The organism is Paraburkholderia dipogonis (genome assembly GCF_046027395.1).
Classification (GTDB): domain Bacteria; phylum Pseudomonadota; class Gammaproteobacteria; order Burkholderiales; family Burkholderiaceae; genus Paraburkholderia; species Paraburkholderia dipogonis_A.
Window position 1 is genome coordinate 75,171 of record NZ_JAQQEG010000019.1, and the last position, 17,062, is coordinate 92,232.

Genomic DNA, 17,062 nt, shown 5'->3' on the forward strand with positions numbered 1-17,062 from the left:
GCTTCGAGTGCTTCGCGGGTTTGCCGTGCGCGCCGAAGTTTAGGGGCAGGTCTCCAGGAAATCACTGCATCCAGTTCCCATTGACAATCGATTGCCGAACTGGAAGGGGATAGGTAATGATTGGGCGATTCCCGGTGGCCAATTGCTCGGCATCACGCTACGACCAATGGACTGCCAGCGAATGCTGCGCTTAGCTCCGCCGAAGGTTGAGAGTCCACATGCACCCCAAGGTCATGCATATTCTCGAAAATGATTTGCTCCTGATAGAATGCCACTGCCGCGAGTTGATGTTCGACTGACCTACCCGCCTGACGAACTGCATCCTGTTGTGTTGTCGATAGCCGCGTAAACGAGCGTGCCGAGATCAGCAGAGCGCATGCAGATCCGGGATAACGAACCGCGGAAAAGTAACGGAAATGCTGTGATAGCGAAAGAGAAGCCGCCCCGTCCCCAGAACACAGCACCGCGTCTATTTCCTTAGCGGCCACGCGCTCTCTTACATGCCACCAATCAGTGGTCACCGGCTCCGCGCCGAGCTGCCGCAGCAACACACTCGACTCAACATCAAACGCGCACACTCGAGCGCCCTGAAGGTCACCCATGCTCGTGATGGCGCGTTTCGTCCAAAGCCCTCCAGCCGGTGCCGCGGCGTTGGCGAGTAAAACTATCGAGTCGCTCGCAACCGACTGGCTTGCAGACTTGCCCCGATTCGGCGCATACCGCGACACCGCATCTCCGCCGTCGCTGGGTGCATACTGGCAGTGATCTGCGAGAATTGCAGCACCGTCCAGTTTCCCGCCGCTCACTTCCTTCAGGATATTGAGAGACGAGGCTTCCCAGTCGTACAAAGGGACAACATTGAAGAGCGCCTCGTCCGGCTCATTGAATATGCCGGCGAAAATCCACACGGCTTGCGCCGGTAACGATGCCGGAGAGAACTCAGTCACAAAGGTGAAGTGCATGGTTGGCCCTGTCGTGCGGCGATGTCGCCTAGTCTTAGCGCATCGTACACACGGGAGATCACGAAAACACCGGTGTGGTTTGTGATTGACTTTCGGCATCAAACGGGGTAGAACCCGATTCCTCTGATACGGTCGTTCAATGACAAGCTGATCGCTGTCATCCGATGACGAAACCACCGGATCTAGACAATTCGTTTGAAACGGGAAATCCGGAGCTTTCCTTTTTATTGTGCTGAAGCCACGCCAACGAATTCTCAAGAAGCTTTCCATCAGAGAAGTCCGGTCTGAGCCTGCCCTGAAAATTATTCACACACTCTCTCCTTCCGTTCTCTGGGTGTCGTGCAACATGGCTGCGATGGGAAACAAGCGACAAGATTCATGCTGCACGTTTAGCATGGAGCATGTTCACCGAAGCCGTGAGCGCGCCCATCTATAGATCCGATATCTCGCGCTGATAGGCACGGCCGCCAATCGCTCGACCTCGCCACGCCGGTGGACCATCCCATTTCTGCGTAATGCCCAACTCAGCAAGCTTTTGCAGCACATCGTGCTGTGCAGTGCGTGACAGCAACGACGTCCAGCCACAGTGCTCAACGATGGCGAGCACGGCGTTATACCCAACACCTGACAGGACCGCCGCTTCGTTTACAGAAAGTGGATCACCCCGCGCACTCAGTACCCCGTACGCCCACCAGGCTCGGCGCGCCCGGAAATGCCACGTCGATTCCCTGTTCTCCGTCACCCGTGCAAGCGTATTCGGGTAGCGCTTACGATACGCGGGCGTGTCGGCCACGCGAAGGGGCAATGCCGCGAGCAGGCGTTCTTTCGTCACCTGTTGCGGTTTGCCAGCCTGGCTGAGCAACGTGGCGGCTGTCGCGTCGACGTGTGCCGCAAAACGTTCGTCCTCCGGCGACACCTTGATCACAGCAGACGTACCGGAGGAGTTGCCGCGTAGGGCAATGAGAGCGTTGCCAGCAACCAGGTCCGATCGTGGTCGTAAAGCCATGACGTGATGCGATACGCCTTGCGCCACAGGTCCTCGATTGTCGTGTTCGGGTTCCTCACGAGTTCGTCCCGAATCCGGCGGCGGTGTATCGCGCGTGGGCCTGCTGATACGGGCTCGTCGGGTTGCTCCGTCCGCCCGACCATCGATCTCGTCGTCGGGATCAAAAGCTCGTCCTCAGGGACACGCCGCGGGCTCGTTTCGAATTGGTCTCGCGTCCCGAACAGGTACATCGCCAGCAATAGATGCCGGGTAACCGGCATATCGCACTCCGTACTGCCGCGTGAAGTAAAGCGTCATCGCCAAGGCGATCAGCGAGCCGCGTCAGGCCTGGCGATACGATCTGCTCAAGTGCAAATGGTGCACTGCCGATTCGTCGCGTGGAATCATGCGGGCAATGCGCACGCGCAGGACAAGCCCAATCCGCAGAGCATACTCAATGCACCTTCTCCGAAGGCCGCACCGCTCGCTTCCGCCGACGCCGACGCCGACGCCGTCAAACGCGGCCTCTATCTGGCGCGCGCCGGCGACTGCATCGCCTGTCACACGGCCGAAGGCGGCCAGCCCTTCGCGGGCGGACTGCCGCTGCAAACGCCGTTCGGCAAGATCGTCGCGAGCAACATCACGCCCGACAAGGAAAGCGGCATCGGCAACTGGACCGATGCGCAGTTCATTCGGCTGGAACCTGCTGTCCTTCGACAGGACGCCGTTTAAAAACGATGACAGGCAGTCGGTGGAATGGAATCGCGGCGCGTATCTGGTCGAAGGGCTCGGTCACTGTGCGTCGTGCCACAGCGCGAAGAACTTCCTCGGCGGCGACAAGGCGGCGTTGCAAGGCGGCGCGCTGCAGGGATGGTACGCACCGGAGATTACGGGCACTCCGTACACCGGTTTGGGCAACTGGTCGACGGAGGATATCGCCGAGTATCTGCACACATCCATGCCGGCGATCGCGCCATCATCTAGTCCAACGGCACGGTAATGACAGCACGCCCCGCCGCGCGTTTCACCAGCTCCGCGTGGTTGGATGGCTGACCTAACCATCTTGCCATTCCGCGCGGATTCCGGTGACCCAGCACGAGCAGGTCCGCGTTGAGCATGCTTGCGTAATTAGTCATGCTATCGACCACGTTACCCACTGCGACATAGCCGCGTGCAACCGTTCCGCTCTCTCTCAAATGATCCAGCGCTTCCTGCAAAGTCTGTTTTGCCGTGCCCTCCATCTGTGAGCACGCCATGTCCGATAGGTATCCAAGACTGCCGCCGACAGCCGCGCCAATGTCCACTACCGACAGTACATGCACAGTAGCGGTCAACGCATATCCCAAACGGGTCACGCGCAATAATGCTGATCTGGATTCAGGCGATCCATCGTAGTAGACGAGCAGATTGTAGTGGTCAGGCATGGGGATCCTCGAATCGAGCGACGAAGGGAGTGGCGGCGGTTCTGGCATTCCCATAACACCTGCAGCCGACGAGGTATTCCAGAAAAGCGCAACGTTTCTTTCGATCGCGGCTATTTGCCGTGACGGAATAAAACCGCAACCCCAGGCGTTCGGACGAAGACGATTCAGCGCCAAAGAGATCGGGCAATCCGTCGCGAGATAGCGAAACACGCATTTCGCCGCGAATAGATTCCATTGCGCGGCCCCTGCACCGAAACGTACCCTGCTCTATACTCGTCAACTTTCTGGATCGGCGCGTTCGCTTTCACGCTGCATCATGTCCCGACCCCAGCCATCGGCGCTTCTGCTCCGCTACGCCCTCATCGTGATCGTCATTGCGGCTGTCACAGGAGCGTTCGCGTGGGTCGCGGGCTGGATTCACTGGCCGGGCAGCGAGCCGGCACTGACGCCCGCCCGGATGATCGACGCCTTCGAGAACAGCATGGGCCGGCACCCCGGCTTTCGCCGCAATCATGCCAAAGGCGTATGCGTGAGCGGCTATTTCGACAGCAACGGAAACGGCGCTGCGCTTTCGCGCGCGAGCGTGTTCGAGCGCGGCCGCATGCCCGTGATCGGCCGCCTCTCAGCACCGGGCGGCAATCCCGCCCAGGACGACGCCGACGCATCCGTGCGCAGCTTTGCACTGCTCTTCTCGGTGCGCAACGGTGAGCAATGGCGCACTGCAATGAACTCCGTGCCGATCTTTCAGGTCGCCACGCCACAAGCGCTGTACGAGCAACTGGTGGCGCTGCGCCCGGATGCGCGGACCGGCCGGCCGGATCCCGCGAGACTGAACGCGTTTCTTGCGAAGCACCCCGAAACAACGGCCTTTCACCAGTGGGTCGATACCCATCCGCCTTCCACGGCTTTCTATAACGCGAGTTACTTCAGCATCGACGCGTTCCGTTTCGTCGATGCCAATGGCAACGCGCGTTTCGTCCGCTGGAGCGTGGTTCCCGACACGCCCTATGCGCCGTCGAACGAACGCACCAATCCGGCGCGAGATCCCGACTTTCTCGCGCACGATCTCGACCTGCGTTTGCAGGCCGGCCCCGTTTCCTGGCGCCTCATGCTGACGCCGGCAGGCCCGGGGGACCCGGTCGACGACGCGACGCGCGCATGGCCGGCCGAGCGCGAATTGCATCGGGTGGACGCCGGCACGATCGTGATCGAGCGCGCCGAAAGCCAGATCGACGGCGCCTGCCGCGATATCAATTTCGATCCGCTGATCCTTCCCTATGGCATCGCGCCCTCGGACGATCCGCTGCTCGCCGCGCGCTCGGCGGCCTACGCGGTGTCGTTCAACCGGCGCACGCGCGAAGAGGCGGGAATTGGCACACATCGCCGTTAGAACGGGTGGCATCGAGACCTCCTCGACGCATTAAAGACCGCTTTCACACGTTGCGCGGTCTCAAGTTAAACTACACCGTTCGAACCTCGTAGCGAAAAAACGATGGCGAACGATAGTGCAATTTTTTGTGCGAGGTCGACGGGTTCGCAACGCTGTCGAACACGTCCCGGGGAACATGGGAGATTTTCGTTCAATGAACGGTGTGGATTTACCAGGCATGCTTCCCGAAATGCTGCCGCGCTTGTGGGCGTTCGCGCTTCGCCTGTCGGGGGACCAGCATGACGCCGAGGATCTCGTGCAGCGCGCCTGCCTGCGCGCGCTCGAACGCGCCCATCAGCTTCAGCCCGACACGGCTCCGTTGAGCTGGATGTTCTCGATTGTGCATTCGACCTGGATCAACGAGTTGCGTGCCCGCAGTGTGCGCAGACGGTCCAGTTTCGATTGGGACGACGACTTCCTCGAAAATCTTCCCGACCCCGTCGACCGGGGTCCCGAAACGCAATTGATGCACGGGCAGATCATCGACGCAGTCGAACGCTTGCCGGAGGCGCAGCGGATCGTGATGCTGCTCGTCGCCGTGGAAGGCCTGAGCTATCAGCAAGCCGCCGACGTGCTCGAGGTGCCCATCGGCACGGTCATGAGCCGCCTGTCGCGCGCCCGCCAGGCGGTCGGCGCGCTGCTTGGCGGCGAGACGCCGAAGGCCCGGCCCGCGAAGACACAAAAGGATTCAATCGCATGATGGCTGACGACGCTCAACTGCTCGCTTACGTGGACGGCGGCCTGTCGCCCGAGGATCGCAGCGCGGTCGAAGCGCAACTGCGCGAGTCCGCCGAAGCAAGGGAAAAGGTCACGCTGCTGCGCGCTTCGCGGCTCGATTTCGCGGACGCCTTTACGCAACAGAATCTCCCGCCGGTGCCCGATTCGCTGAAGCTCAAGGTCGACGAGATGGTCCGCGCGCATCGCGCCCGGGAATCGAACGACCCGGTCCCGTCTGCCAGCGAAAAAACGCCCCCCGAACCCGTGCGCTCGCGCCTGCGCGGCATGCCGGTCTGGCTTGCCGCGGCCTGCGTCGCCGGCGCTTTCGCCTGCGGCCTGTTCGTGCAGCTCGGCCCGCTTGCGGGCGGCGGCGCGCGGATGGCCGCCAACGACGTATCGCCGTGGGTGGCGGCGGCGGTCGGCTATCAGAAGCTGTACACGCGCGAGACCCTCTCGTACTCGGAGGAAGATCCGGAGGCCGCCGCGAAGATCGTCAGAGATATCCGCAGCGACGACAAGCTCGCCCTGCGCGTTCCGGACCTGACCAGTGCAGGGCTGACGTTCAAGTCGGTGCAACGCCTGCGCTTTAACAACAAGCCGCTCGTGCAGATCGTCTATCTGCCGCAAAACGGCCCGCCCATTGCACTGTGCGTGATGAAAGACTCGAAGCCGGACCAGCCGGTCGCGACGAAGACGGTCGATGCAATGGAAGTCGCGACGTGGCGACAAGCGGAGTTGAGCTATGCGCTCATCGGACAGTCAGGCGACGTCGATCTCGCCGCGCTCGGCAAGCGCATCTCCAATCTCGACATGGCCCCGCTCTTCAGCGATGCCTCGCCGATCGCGCGTCCCACGTCCGGATGACGGCATGCCCGAGTGCGTCGCGTGACAGCGGCGCTTCGGGCCGTGGCGCGGCGATTCGCGGTAAGCCTTTACCGCACCAGGCGCGCGTTAGACGACATACTCAGGCGCGGCCAAAACGCAGCCGCGACCCCGCCGCTCAACGGCGAACGCGCTCGCGCGGCCCGAACAGAATCTTGAGGGCCCGACGGAATAATGTCGAGCCACGGGTGTTATGTCATTAGCCCTTATGGCGTCATGCGGGTTTGGGCGATGCGTCCCATTCCGCGAAAGAGCGAAGACAGGCCCTATGAATCCGGACGACATCGAATTGATGGCCTACGTGGACGGCACGCTGCCGGCCCGCGAGCGCGAAGCCGTGGAGCGCGCGCTGAGTGGCTCTGCCGAGGCCACGCGACGCGTCGCGTGGCTCAGGACGTCGCGCCTGCCGTACGCGCAAGCGTTCGCGCAGCAAGCTCTGCCGCCGGTGCCCGAAAGCCTGAGCGCGCGAATTGGCGACATGGCACGTGCGGCGAAAATGCCTGCACAGGATTTCGCGTGGAACGAGCCGCCCAGCCCGCAAGGCACGGCCGCGCCGGTCGGGCGCGAGGCGAGCGCCAACGACGCCGTCGTGCCGCATCCTGTTGGCGCCGCGGCGTCAGCGCCGATCCGCTCGCGCCTGCGAATTGCGCCCGCGTGGCTTGCCGTCGCGTTCGTCGCGGGTGCGTTTGCCTGCGGCTTCGTGCTGCGCCTCGGAAGCGGCGCCGGGCCCGCGTCGACGGCAGGCGCATCGTTGGCGTCGGTGGGAACGGGGGTGTCGCCCTGGGTTGCAGCCGCCGCCAGCTATCAGCAGCTCTATTCTCGCGACACGCTCGCCAACATCGAAGCCGATCCTGCGCTGGTGGCGAAAACCACCGAGCAGATTCGCGACAACGATGGCCTCGCCGTTCACATTCCGGATCTGAGCGCTTACGGCCTCACGTTCAAGCGCGTGCAGCGCCTGCGTTTCAACAACAAGCCGCTCGTTCAGATCGTCTACCTGCCCGAACGAGGCGCGCCCGTTGCATTGTGCGTGATGAAGGAGGTTAAGCCCGACGCGCGCACGGCAACGCAACAGGTTGCGTCGATGACCGTCGTCACCTGGCGTCAGTCCGAACTCGGTTACGCACTGATCGGCCCGCGCGACGGCATCGATCTGAATGCGCTCGGCAACAGCATTTCCAGCCACCGCGCCGCGCCGCTGTTCGGTTCCCTGCCCGCCCCCATTCCGCTTGCTGCCCTCGACACGCCGCTTCTTCCAGTCGCGGACTGATTCGACCGCTTCGCTGTCGTGTTGAAGAGACCGGCGTTGCCCGGCATCGTCAACTTCCGAGCAAAGCACATGGCTTATCGACTGCGGGCATGGACCTTGAGTATCGTCTTGCTGGCTGCGCTGTCCTCGCCGGCACGCGCGGCCGGGACGCTTGTCAGCGCGGATTCTCCCGTCGCCGTGGTGCGCGCGGGCAACGTGTTCGCGTTCGGCGCGGGCGAGTCCTCGCGCGCCGACGATCGGATTCTGTCGCCGCGACAAGGCGTCGTGCCCCTGCGCGCCGGGCTTTTCAATTGTAGTAATCCAAATTAATTTAACAGATCATGACCGCAAGGGGTAACGTCTGCCGCCGCTTGCTACTTGAAAAAAATATAAGTGGCGATGTACGGCGAGTTGCCCACCGCATGTTCGACGGTGCAAGGCGCTGCCGGCGCAACTCCGCCTGCGGTCATCGTGCGTTGCACGTAGCGCACCTCGCTCAACATGCCCTTCGCACCCGTCGAATGTGTTTCCAGCAGGAGCTGCGGCACGCCGTTCGGCATTTCACTTGGCATCTGCGCGAGGACATGGCCCACGATCCGGCTGCCGTCGCGGGCTTCCCAGGCGGGTCCCGCCGAATGCTCGATCACCGCGGTCCCGTTGGAGTCGAACAACGTGGCACGCGGACTGCGGAATACCCAGCCGAGCGTGTGATTCGCATCGTATTCGCACGAGTAAATCTGGACGCCGGATGCGGTCGCGCTCAGGAGCGCTCGCGCATCGGGCGGGTCGATCGGCGCGGCGCCAGCCGACGTGCCGACTACCGCCAACAACCATACGGCGCCAATCGAATGGCGCGTTCTACGTGACAAGCGAATCATGGCGATGCTCCTTTTTGACCCGATACGATGAAACCCTGCAACCGCTCCCGTCCCTCGTCAGACACGGTCGAGATTGGCCGAGGCAAACGCCCAGTTCAGGTGACGCGAGACCGTTGCGACCAGATAGTCCGGCCGGCGGTTCTGATAGTCCAGGTAGTACGCGTGCTCCCATACATCGACGGTGAGCAGCGGCACGAGCCCGCGCGTGAACGGCGTTTCCGCGTTGCTCGTCTTGACGACCGCGAGTTCTCCGCGATCGAGCACGAGCCATCCCCAGCCACTGCCGAACTGCGATGCCGAAGTCGCGACGAGCATCTTGCCGAGCGCCTCGACGGAACCGAACTTGCGGGCGATCGCCGCCTGAAGCGTCGCGCTCGGCGCGCTCGGCGCCGGACTCAGCGAGTTCCAGTAGAAGTTGTGGTTCCATGCTTGCGCGGCGTTGTTGAAGACGTCGGCGAGCGCGGGCTGGTCATGCGACTGCATGATGACCTGCTCGAGCGATGCCTGTTCGAGCGGCGTGCCGGCAAGGAGCTTGTGCAGATTGTCGAAATACGCCCGGTGATGCTTGCCATGATGAATGCCGATGGTGCGCGCCGAAATGGTCGGTTCGAGCGCATTGTCGGCCCATGGCAGGGGCGGCAGCGTTTGCGGCGACGAGCCGAGAAATGCCGGAACGACGCTCGTCGCCATGCTTGCGGCGGGTTCGGCGTCGGGAACGGTCGCGCCGTACGCAATCTTCGAGAACAGCACGCTGAATGACGCCATGGACCCCGCCGCCATCAGACGTCGCCGGGAAATGAAGGAGTTGAGCATGTTTGAACCTGTTGTTGTGTGGGCGACCGGTTCACCCGGTCTGCTGATACAACACCTCGTCATTGCGATCTATTCCACGTCGCGTTGCAATCTGCCCGCGCGGCTGTCGGCGGAATAACAGGCGTAGCAGCTCATTCCGGCCACATCGTGTCGCAACGCCTTTCGTTCGTGCGCGCCGGGGCATGAGCACATCCGCGAGTATTGCAGCAAGAAACGGCAGGCGGCCGACTGCTCGCGCCCATATTGTTCAGGCAGAGGGAAGCGATTGCGTTTCCCTCGTTCAACCACAGTCAATGAGGAATTCACCATGTCCAAAGAAGATGACAACAAGGCCGTCGTGGGCCGCTGGTTTACCGATTTCTGGGGCAAGACCTGCAACCTCGGGATCGTCGACGAACTCGCCGCTCCTGACATGCTTCTTCAATACTCGCTGCACGAGCCGCGCCGTGGCCGCGAAGATATCAAGGCTTTCATGGGCGGTTTCCGCGAGGCGTTCCCGGACCTCAACTTCTGGGGCGCCGCCGATCTCATCGCCGAGGGGGACTACGTCGTTGGCCGTTGGGAGGGTGGTGGCACACATACGGGTCCAGCATTCAGCGATTTCCTCATCGGATCGTTGCCTGCGGCGACCGGCCGGACCATGCGCTTCACCGGCACGACCGTGTTACGGCTGAAAGACGGAATGATCGTTGAAGAAATCGGCTTGGACGACGGCGTCACCGCCCTGCAGCAACTCGGACTCATCAAACCAGTGTGATCGATGACCTGGGCGTCAACCGTGAATGTCAACCAGGAGTTTGCGGCGCAGTCATTCAAAGCGACAACGTTGCCCGTCGCTTCGATTGACTGCGCCGTAACACAATCAAACTCTGATCAACCAGGTTAAAGTCTGCCCTGGGCACCAAGATTGATCGGTTTCGGATTATGAAAGCTTCAGCATCGCGGCAAAACGCACGGTGGAAGAACAACAAAACACGATTGTGAGGTCTCTCATGGAAACCGCGGTCAAGGTATTCCTGCTCGGCATGGTTGTCTATCCGATGGTCTGTTCCGCTCAAACAAACGGCTGCGATACGAAGCGCAGTTCGATAGAAAAAGAAATCGCCTACGCGCAAACGCACGGCAATGCGAAGCGCGTCGATGGTCTGGAAACCGCGCTCGCCCAAATGAACGCGAACTGCACCGATGCCGTGCTGCGCAGCGACGCGCAACGCAAGGTGGCCGCGTCGCAAAAGAAACTCGCTGAGCGCGAGCACGACCTGCAGGAAGCGAAGACCAACGGCAAGAGCGCGAAGAAAATCGCCGAGCGGCAACGCAAGGTCGATGAGGCGCATGCGGAGCTCGAAAGAGTGCAGTTGGAAGCGTCGCAGTAATCGAGCACGGCCTGAAGAGAGATCGAAGGCGGCGGCAAGAGTCGGCGTGAAGGAACGCACACGCGCCCTATCACGCCTCGCCGACCACCGCGGCATTCAGCGCCAACGAGAGCGCGCCAACCAGAACAAGACTCAATGCCCAGACCGCATCCAGATTGAACCAGCTCCGCGACACGAACTTCAACCCCAGGTAGCGATAGACCAGCCAGGCCAGAAGCCCGCCGGCAAGCATCATCGCGCAACCATGCACCCCCGAGACCAGCAGCGCCATGCCCAGATTCGCTTCGATCAGGGTTTGCGCGGCACGGTGTCCTCGATCCATGTCGTAAGCGCTGCACAGTCCGAGGTAGATCGGTACGAGCATCAATCCGGCGCCGTGCGCAATGGCAACGGCGAACGACCACAGCGCGAGCCGTGACGGCGGAATCCGCACGAGGACACGCGGATGGCGTCGCCAGATCAGCAGGAAAACGCCGAAGCCAATCACGAGCACACTGGCGCCGATCTGGATCTCGCGCTGCCAGGCAAGCAGGATGGTCAGCATGGCGAACGGCAGCATCACCAATAACACGGCCAATACGTGCCCAACCGCGAGATAGACGAGCGCGCTGAACAGCGCCCGCGCGCGGCGCTCCATCAGCCCGCTCGACACGGCGAGCGGCCATCCCATCGCCGGGTTGATCCCGTGATAGACACCGCTCGCCAGAATGGCCAGCCACAGGCCGGTCTGCGACCAGCCTCCCCCGATCAAACGCCCACCGACGGGTAACAGAACGAATCGGTCGAGCAGTCTCCGCCTTCGAGCCGGATCTGGTGAGCCCGGTATCCGTCCGGAAACGTCACCCAGTAATCGTCGGCCAACGCGAGGCCGCCGCCAGGTTCGGCCCGCGCCATGACCTGCGCCGCCGGCACGCCGTCCGGGTAGAACTGGTTGTCCCAGGTCGAATAGAGCGAGTTGGTCCAGTAGACCCGCTTGCCGTCGCGGCTGATCTCCACCATCTGCGGACCACCCGCGAAGGTCTTGCCGCTCGGATGAGGTGTGCGCCGCACGATTCCGCCGATGTGAACCGATCCCGCGAGCTTCGGCTTGCGGGGTTCCGTCACGTCGTACTGGCGCATCTCGCCGGTGCCCCAGCAGGCGACGTACAGGAATTTGTCGTCGATGGAGAGATCGATGTCGGTGACGAGCGGCGGCACCGCGCCGAAACCCTGCAGCAACGGCGGCAACTGTTCGGTGGCCGCGGGTTCCGGCGGAATGGTCGCGGTCTTCTCGATGTGAAACTCGCCCCCTTCGCGCCACCACGTCCAGATCGACCCTTCCAGATTCGTCGTATCGACCACGACGCCGATGAAGCCGTACTCCCGGCTCGGATCGTGCGCGGGCCGCACTTCGAGCGCCATCTGATGGTTCGCGCCGAGGTCGAGCGTCTGCACGTTGCGCCGGCCCCGTAGATCCCAGAAGTGGATACGGTGCCCGTATTTGTTCGACAGCAAATCCTCGGGGACGATGCCGTTCTCGAACTGCGGCGGCAACGCCCATTCGCTCGACACCATATAGTCGCGCGGCAGGTTCCACCAGAAATCGTAGTGCTTCTCCTGCATCCCGCGGTCGATCTCCCAGCGGCCCAGCACCTCGAACGTTTCGCAGTCCATGATGAAGATGCCCGGCGGCCCGTCGGTGCCATCTTCCCCCGCGCCGCCTAGCGTGCTGACGTAAATCCCTTCTGGCCCGCAATGAACCGTGTGCGGGCGCGAGTAGCCCGTTTTGCGGAAAATTTCCTCGGGCTCGATGATCTTGTGAATCTTCGCCTGGGTAGGATGCGGATGGGTGTCCACGATGTAAATGCGTGAAGAACGCATGCCCGGAATGATCAGATAGCGCCGCTCGAGGAACGCGTGGCCGGTCAGCGGCGACAGCGACGATGAGCAGGCATTCCAGCCGAAATGATGGAATTCGTCCCCCTTGTACGGCACGGGAACGGTGTGAACCACCTGGCTGTACGTGGGCGAGCCGGGCTTCACGTCGATGACGGCGAGCGCGTCGGGCTGCGAGAAATCGGGGCTGAGAAGCACGGTGTACGCGTACTCCTCCGCGGGCGCATCCATCGCGAGTCTCGGGGATGCATGGAACGTGGGATCTGGGCGCATACCCATGGCGGGGGTCTCCTTGTCTATCTGATTCGGGGCCAGGGCGTTCGCGTATTCACCGTCACGGACGGGCCGCTCGCCTTGTTACGAAACATCGTGTGTCAATGAGAAGCACGGCCCGATGGCGGCGGACCGTGGCGCAGCCTTAGATTTGTAGTTCACGTCGGCAGCGAGAGCAACCGAGAGTTTCGCCAGGTTTTTGTGCGGCGCAGCGCTCGTCGTACGCCAGCGCCCTACTGCGCTATCGTACTCGCCAACGCGATGCGCCGCCGCCCGTCCCATACGGCGTGCGCGGTCAGCGCCCGGAAGATCCCTCAGTGCTGCACGCCCCAGCGCCGAACGGTCACGCGTTCGAGCGTATCGAACACCAGGTGCTCGATCAGCAAGCCGATCACGATCACTGCGGCGAGGCCCGCGAAAACGCGGTCCGTATACAGCTCGTTGCGATTCTGGAAGATGTACCAGCCGAGGCCGCCGCTGCCCGAACTCGCGCCGAACACGAGTTCCGCCGCAATCAGCGTACGCCAGGCAAACGCCCAGCCCACCCGCAAGCCCGCCAGAATCGCCGGCAACGCCGCCGGCACCAGAATCAGCAGGACATGGCGCATGCCGGTGAGCCCGTAGTTACGGCCCGTCATGCGCAGCGTCGCCGGCACCGACTGAAAGCCGGAATAGGTGTTCAGCGCCAGCGGCCAAAGCACCGAATGGACCAGCACGAACAGCAGGCTACCGGTGCCGAGGCCGAACCAGAGCAACGCGAGCGGCAACAGCGCAATGGATGGCAACGGGTTGAACATCGCCGTCAACATCGACAGGACATCACGGCCCAGACGCGTCGACACCGCGAGCGACGTCAGCACGAAGGCGAGCGCGGCGCCCAGCAGATAGCCGCGCAGCAGCACGGACATCGATACGGCCGTTTTCTGCAGCAGTTCGCCGGACCACACGCCTTGTACGAACGCGCTGAACGTCGCGCCGAAAGTCGGCAGCAGCAGATCGTTGTCGATTGCGCGCGCGGCGATTTCCCATATGCCGATCAACACCAGCGCAATCAGCGTCTTGCGCAACCAGCTCTGCGCGAAGATGCGCTTGCCGAGCGGCAGCGGCGCCTCAAGCACGAGCTCACCGAGCGGTTCGAGCGGACGTTCATACTCCTCGCGAACCGGCGGCAACAAGGTGGCGGGAGAACTCATTGCACGGCCTCCGTCTCTTCGAACAACAGGTGATGAATACGCGCGACGCTGCGCTGAAAATCGCTGCGCCCGAAACTGTCCTGCGAATATTGATGGCTGTTGAGTTCCGCGCGCACACGGCCAGGATGCGGCGACAGCAACAGAATGCGGTTGCCCACCACCAGCGCTTCTTCGATCGAGTGCGTGACGAACAGCAAGGTGAAGTTCACCTCTTCCCACAGACGCAATAGCTCTTCCTGCATCTTGCGGCGAGTCAGCGCGTCGAGTGCGGCGAAGGGCTCGTCCATCAACAGCACGCGCGGCTGCATCGCCAGCGCACGAGCAATCGCGACGCGCTGCTTCATGCCGCCCGACAACGTATGCGGATAAGCGTTGGCAAACGACGCCAGCCCCACCTTCTCCAGATAATGCAGCGCCCGTTCCTTTGCTTCCGCGCGCGAGAGCTTCTTCGCGACCCGCAGCGGAAAGGCGACGTTCTGCAGGACGGTCTTCCAAGGCGGCAACTGGTCGAACTCCTGAAACACGACAATGCGATCGGCGCCGGGACCCCGGATAGCCTGACCGTCGAGCGAAATGCTGCCGGACGTCGGTTCGATAAAGCCGGCCACCGCCTTGAGCAGAGTCGACTTGCCGCAACCGGACGGTCCCAGCAGCACGAAACGGTCGCCGCCGTAGACGTCGAAATTCACGTCGTGGGTCGCGCGCACGATCCGCTCACGCGTGCGGTATTCGAGGTTGACGTTTTCGACGGCGAGCAGTTTTTCGCTGGTCGCCGGCGCGGTCGCTTCAGAGCGGTTCGGAAACAGCACAGTAGGATTGGCCACCATCAGATCGTTCCCTGTAAGCCGACCACTCGGGCCAATAAATATCCGGCGATGCTCGCGTATGCATTCATGTTCAGCTACCCGCGGCGGTCGCCGGATCGTCGAAGAAATAGTCCTTCCAGGATTTCGGTTCGTTCTTGATCACGCCGACGCGATGCATGAACTGCGCGAGTCCGAACGTGTTCTGCGGTGCCACCTTGAACTGCACTTGCGGATCCTTGATGACTTTCAGCAGCAGATTGCGGTCGATCTTCGACTGATTCGTGCGGATGTAGATATCGGCCGCGGCATCGGGATTCGCCGTGATGAAGCGCGCGGCGTCCGCCAGCGCGTCGACGAACGCGCGGTAGGTCTTCGGATTGTTGTCGCGGAATTTTTCGGTCGCGTACAGGACGGTTGCCGAACTCGGTCCGCCCAGCACGTCATATGAATTCAGCACGATATGCGCCTTCGAATTGCCCGCCAGCTCCTGCTCCTGGAACGGCGGATTGCCGAAATGGCCGGTGATTTCCGTGCCGCCCGCGATGATCGCTGCCGCCGCGTCGGGATGCGGCAAAGCCTGCGTGAACTTGTCGAGGCGGTTGTAATCCTTGTCGCCCCAGCGTTTCGCCGCCGCGTATTGCAGCACGCGCGATTGCACCGACACGTTGACGGCCGGCACCGCGATGCGGTCCTTCTCGGTGAAGTCGGCAATCGTCTTGACGTTGGGATTGTTGCTGATGAGGTAATACGGCAGATTGCCGAGCGACGCCACGCCCTTCACGTTCTGCTTGCCATGCGTGCGATCCCAGATCGTGAGCAACGGCCCCACGCCCGCGCCGGCGATATCCACCGCGCCAGAGAGCAGCGCGTCGTTGACGGCGGCGCCGCCCGAGAGCTTCACCCAGTCGACCTTGATATCGAGCCCCTGCTTGCGTCCTTCTTTCTCGACGAACTGCTGATCGCGCGCCACGTTCAGCAGCAGATAGACGATGCCGAACTGCTCGGCCACGCGGATCTGCCCCTCGGCGTGCGCGGGCACGGCGGCGCCGAGGCCGGCCGCAGCCGTCGACAGAGTCAGCAACGTCGCGGTCAATCGACGAGCAAAGGACGACCGCGCAGCGGTCGGGCGAAACATGGCGAGCATCGGAACTCCGGTCAGCGTGTGTGCGTGTAGTTGTGGTAAATGCAGTGGTCAAGCGGGCTACGTTACCGTCAGAACGGCACGTCGCCTTCAATCGTCGTGCGATACAGTTTGCGGCGCAGATGATCCGGCGTGCCGGCTGCGAGATGCATCAATGAGCGGTTGTCCCAGAACACCATGTCGTGTTCGGCCCACTGATGCCGGTACAGATGTTCCGGGCGCACGCTATGCGCGAAGAGTTCCTCGAGCAACTGCTTGCTCTCATCTTCCGGCAAGCCGACCACACGCGTTGTGAAATGCTCGCTGACGAAGAGCGCCTTGCGTCCGGTCTCCGGATGCGTGCGCACGATCGGATGCACCACCGGCTTCACCTGGGCGATCTGCTCGTCGGAGAGATTCGGGCGCCACGGGCTGCGTTTTTGCAGCTCGGCGTATTTCGCGAGATACGTGTGTTCCGCCGAACGCCCTTCCACGGCGGCGCGCAAATGCGCGGGCAACGTGTCGTACGCCAGATGCATGTTGGCGAATAGCGTGTCGCCGCCTTCCGACGGCAATTCCTGCGCGTGCAGCAGCGAACCGAGGCTCGGCTTCTCCTTGTACGACAGGTCGGAGTGCCAGTAATGACCGGCATCGCCGAGACCAATAGGCTGGCCGTTCTCGACGATGTTCGAGACCACCAGCACCTCCGGATAGCCGGGCAACTGGAACTGGTGCAGCACATGAATCTGCAGCGGACCGAAGCGGCGGCTAAAGGCAATCTGCTGCTCCGGCGTGATGCGCTGATCGCGAAACACCAGCACGTGATGGTCCAGATGCGCGCGGTGAATGCGGCGGAAATCGTCGTCGCTCAGCGGCTGGCTGAGATCGAGACCCAGCACTTCCGCGCCGACGGGGCCGAAGGCGCGAATCTCGATGGGCTGGGCTTGATGGGTGCGGCCAGACTCGCTGGCGGCAGTAGGTGCAAAGGCAGTCGTCACAGGAAAACTCTTCGTCGAATCTGTTCGGAAACGCCGGCAAGGGCGCAGTCAGACGAATTTACCGGCGTGAGCGCGCGCCGACAAC

Annotated in this window: 18 protein-coding genes and 1 pseudogene; 8 read left to right on the top strand and 11 right to left on the bottom strand. The window is 62.4% G+C overall.

What is annotated here, in order from left to right; all coding sequences use genetic code 11:
- Positions 1 to 152 precede the first annotated feature (152 nt).
- Both PQR32_RS20405 and PQR32_RS20410 read right to left on the bottom strand, forming a co-directional pair.
- Positions 153 to 962, bottom strand: a complete 810-nt coding sequence (locus PQR32_RS20405; RefSeq protein ID WP_408230800.1) for a type 2 periplasmic-binding domain-containing protein — start codon at positions 960 to 962, stop codon at positions 153 to 155.
- Between the two features lie 430 nt (positions 963 to 1,392).
- Positions 1,393 to 1,995, bottom strand: coding sequence for a hypothetical protein (locus PQR32_RS20410; RefSeq protein WP_408230803.1), 603 nt, complete (start codon positions 1,993 to 1,995; stop codon positions 1,393 to 1,395).
- A 420-nt stretch (positions 1,996 to 2,415) separates the two neighbouring features.
- Here PQR32_RS20410 and PQR32_RS20415 point away from each other — a divergent pair.
- Positions 2,416 to 2,839: pseudogene (locus PQR32_RS20415) on the top strand (hypothetical protein); the annotation flags it as partial.
- A gap of 88 nt (positions 2,840 to 2,927) precedes the next feature.
- On the opposite strand, the gene PQR32_RS20420 reads toward PQR32_RS20415, so the two are convergent.
- Positions 2,928 to 3,581: a universal stress protein gene (locus PQR32_RS20420; RefSeq protein WP_408230805.1), complete on the bottom strand. Its 654-nt coding sequence runs from the start codon at positions 3,579 to 3,581 to the stop codon at positions 2,928 to 2,930.
- Between the two features lie 106 nt (positions 3,582 to 3,687).
- On the opposite strand from PQR32_RS20420, the gene PQR32_RS20425 reads away from it, so the two are divergent.
- The 5 genes from PQR32_RS20425 (at position 3,688) to PQR32_RS20445 (ending at position 7,978) form a co-directional block, all read left to right on the top strand.
- The gene (locus PQR32_RS20425) at positions 3,688 to 4,761 is read left to right on the top strand and encodes a catalase family peroxidase (protein WP_408230808.1); all 1,074 of its coding nucleotides are present in this window, start codon (positions 3,688 to 3,690) and stop codon (positions 4,759 to 4,761) included.
- A 193-nt stretch (positions 4,762 to 4,954) separates the two neighbouring features.
- Entirely contained in the window at positions 4,955 to 5,500 is a 546-nt protein-coding gene (locus PQR32_RS20430) for an RNA polymerase sigma factor (protein WP_408230811.1), read from the top strand.
- Positions 5,497 to 6,381 carry an anti-sigma factor family protein gene (locus PQR32_RS20435; protein ID WP_408230813.1) on the top strand — a complete coding sequence of 295 codons (885 nt, stop codon included), beginning with the start codon at positions 5,497 to 5,499 and terminating at the stop codon, positions 6,379 to 6,381. Before PQR32_RS20430 ends, PQR32_RS20435 begins: the two co-directional genes overlap by 4 nt.
- Before the next feature lie 286 nt (positions 6,382 to 6,667).
- Positions 6,668 to 7,669 (top strand): anti-sigma factor family protein, encoded by a 1,002-nt coding sequence (locus tag PQR32_RS20440; RefSeq protein ID WP_408230815.1) that lies wholly within the window; start codon positions 6,668 to 6,670, stop codon positions 7,667 to 7,669.
- A 36-nt stretch (positions 7,670 to 7,705) separates the two neighbouring features.
- Positions 7,706 to 7,978 (top strand): hypothetical protein, encoded by a 273-nt coding sequence (locus PQR32_RS20445; RefSeq protein WP_408230818.1) that lies wholly within the window; start codon positions 7,706 to 7,708, stop codon positions 7,976 to 7,978.
- A gap of 44 nt (positions 7,979 to 8,022) precedes the next feature.
- Here the strand turns inward: PQR32_RS20445 and PQR32_RS20450 are convergent, their stop codons facing one another.
- Positions 8,023 to 8,526, bottom strand: coding sequence for a DUF3455 domain-containing protein (locus tag PQR32_RS20450; RefSeq protein WP_408230821.1), 504 nt, complete (start codon positions 8,524 to 8,526; stop codon positions 8,023 to 8,025).
- A gap of 57 nt (positions 8,527 to 8,583) precedes the next feature.
- Entirely contained in the window at positions 8,584 to 9,216 is a 633-nt protein-coding gene (locus tag PQR32_RS20455; RefSeq protein WP_408231053.1) for a superoxide dismutase, read from the bottom strand.
- Between the two features lie 430 nt (positions 9,217 to 9,646).
- Between PQR32_RS20455 and PQR32_RS20460 the strand changes: the two genes are divergently transcribed.
- Positions 9,647 to 10,096 (top strand): ester cyclase, encoded by a 450-nt coding sequence (locus PQR32_RS20460; protein WP_408230824.1) that lies wholly within the window; start codon positions 9,647 to 9,649, stop codon positions 10,094 to 10,096.
- A 235-nt stretch (positions 10,097 to 10,331) separates the two neighbouring features.
- Positions 10,332 to 10,712 (top strand): DUF1090 domain-containing protein, encoded by a 381-nt coding sequence (locus tag PQR32_RS20465; protein WP_408230827.1) that lies wholly within the window; start codon positions 10,332 to 10,334, stop codon positions 10,710 to 10,712.
- A 70-nt stretch (positions 10,713 to 10,782) separates the two neighbouring features.
- Here PQR32_RS20465 and PQR32_RS20470 read toward each other — a convergent pair whose 3' ends face one another.
- From PQR32_RS20470 to PQR32_RS20495, 6 genes are all read right to left on the bottom strand, one after another.
- Complete coding sequence (locus PQR32_RS20470) at positions 10,783 to 11,463, bottom strand: hypothetical protein (RefSeq protein ID WP_408230830.1); 681 nt, start codon at positions 11,461 to 11,463, stop codon at positions 10,783 to 10,785.
- Positions 11,460 to 12,866, bottom strand: a complete 1,407-nt coding sequence (locus PQR32_RS20475; RefSeq protein WP_408230833.1) for a selenium-binding protein SBP56-related protein — start codon at positions 12,864 to 12,866, stop codon at positions 11,460 to 11,462. Before PQR32_RS20475 ends, PQR32_RS20470 begins: the two co-directional genes overlap by 4 nt.
- A 308-nt stretch (positions 12,867 to 13,174) precedes the next feature.
- Positions 13,175 to 14,053 carry an ABC transporter permease gene (locus PQR32_RS20480; RefSeq protein WP_168794034.1) on the bottom strand — a complete coding sequence of 293 codons (879 nt, stop codon included), beginning with the start codon at positions 14,051 to 14,053 and terminating at the stop codon, positions 13,175 to 13,177.
- The gene (locus tag PQR32_RS20485; RefSeq protein ID WP_408230837.1) at positions 14,050 to 14,880 is read right to left on the bottom strand and encodes an ABC transporter ATP-binding protein; all 831 of its coding nucleotides are present in this window, start codon (positions 14,878 to 14,880) and stop codon (positions 14,050 to 14,052) included. Before PQR32_RS20485 ends, PQR32_RS20480 begins: the two co-directional genes overlap by 4 nt.
- Positions 14,881 to 14,950: 70 nt before the next feature.
- Entirely contained in the window at positions 14,951 to 16,003 is a 1,053-nt protein-coding gene (locus tag PQR32_RS20490) for an ABC transporter substrate-binding protein (RefSeq protein ID WP_408230840.1), read from the bottom strand.
- A gap of 68 nt (positions 16,004 to 16,071) precedes the next feature.
- Positions 16,072 to 16,977, bottom strand: a complete 906-nt coding sequence (locus PQR32_RS20495; RefSeq protein ID WP_408230843.1) for a TauD/TfdA dioxygenase family protein — start codon at positions 16,975 to 16,977, stop codon at positions 16,072 to 16,074.
- Positions 16,978 to 17,062 lie beyond the last annotated feature (85 nt).

Coding starts and splice junctions, on each gene's coding strand:
- PQR32_RS20490 (WP_408230840.1), bottom strand. CDS start 16,003: ATGCTCGCCATGTTTCGCCCGACCGCTGCGCGGTCGTCCTTTGCTCGT.
- PQR32_RS20430 (WP_408230811.1), top strand. CDS start 4,955: ATGAACGGTGTGGATTTACCAGGCATGCTTCCCGAAATGCTGCCGCGC.
- PQR32_RS20485 (WP_408230837.1), bottom strand. CDS start 14,880: ATGGTGGCCAATCCTACTGTGCTGTTTCCGAACCGCTCTGAAGCGACC.
- PQR32_RS20450 (WP_408230821.1), bottom strand. CDS start 8,526: ATGATTCGCTTGTCACGTAGAACGCGCCATTCGATTGGCGCCGTATGG.
- PQR32_RS20440 (WP_408230815.1), top strand. CDS start 6,668: ATGAATCCGGACGACATCGAATTGATGGCCTACGTGGACGGCACGCTG.
- PQR32_RS20460 (WP_408230824.1), top strand. CDS start 9,647: ATGTCCAAAGAAGATGACAACAAGGCCGTCGTGGGCCGCTGGTTTACC.
- PQR32_RS20465 (WP_408230827.1), top strand. CDS start 10,332: ATGGAAACCGCGGTCAAGGTATTCCTGCTCGGCATGGTTGTCTATCCG.
- PQR32_RS20425 (WP_408230808.1), top strand. CDS start 3,688: ATGTCCCGACCCCAGCCATCGGCGCTTCTGCTCCGCTACGCCCTCATC.
- PQR32_RS20475 (WP_408230833.1), bottom strand. CDS start 12,866: ATGGGTATGCGCCCAGATCCCACGTTCCATGCATCCCCGAGACTCGCG.
- PQR32_RS20435 (WP_408230813.1), top strand. CDS start 5,497: ATGATGGCTGACGACGCTCAACTGCTCGCTTACGTGGACGGCGGCCTG.
- PQR32_RS20455 (WP_408231053.1), bottom strand. CDS start 9,216: ATGGCGACGAGCGTCGTTCCGGCATTTCTCGGCTCGTCGCCGCAAACG.
- PQR32_RS20405 (WP_408230800.1), bottom strand. CDS start 962: ATGCACTTCACCTTTGTGACTGAGTTCTCTCCGGCATCGTTACCGGCG.
- PQR32_RS20480 (WP_168794034.1), bottom strand. CDS start 14,053: ATGAGTTCTCCCGCCACCTTGTTGCCGCCGGTTCGCGAGGAGTATGAA.